Genomic DNA, 448 nt, shown 5'->3' with positions numbered 1-448 from the left:
CAAATAATAATGAAAATGTCACCTTGAGCCTGCCTGTTCGGCAGACAGGCGCAGTCGAAAGATATCAATTAATAGAAGATGCAGACGGTGAATTCTTTAGAAACTGGCGACCAAAGATTAAAAGTCCAAATGATATTTGGGAAGAAATTGTAAGAGTAACGAAACTTCCAGGAGTCACATCAGCGCCAAAGTTACAACCGATAGAAACAAGGTTGGTAATGCTACAGACAGGGATGAGAGCTCCAATGGGTATTAAAGTCAAAGGGCAAGATTTAAAAGAAATCGAAGCTTTTGGACTTCAATTAGAGAGCCTTTTGAAACAGGTTGAAGGGGTGAAAAATGAAGCCGTTTTTGCTGATAGGATTGTTGGAAAACCGTATTTATTGATTGACATTGATAGAACTAAAATTGCTAGATATGGAATTTCCATTCAACAGGTGCAAGATGT

At 38.4% G+C, this 448-nt stretch carries 1 protein-coding gene; it reads left to right on the top strand.

The genetic code is table 11. The annotated features are described in order from the left end of the window. A partial coding sequence (locus tag AAON49_RS00080) for an efflux RND transporter permease subunit (protein ID WP_349551729.1) occupies positions 1-448 on the top strand: 448 nt, incomplete at both ends.

This window comes from Pseudotenacibaculum sp. MALMAid0570 (genome assembly GCF_040151415.1).
Lineage (GTDB): Bacteria > Bacteroidota > Bacteroidia > Flavobacteriales > Flavobacteriaceae > Polaribacter.
Note: the sequence above shows the minus strand (reverse complement) of the source record. Positions and strands in the feature narration are given on the sequence as shown.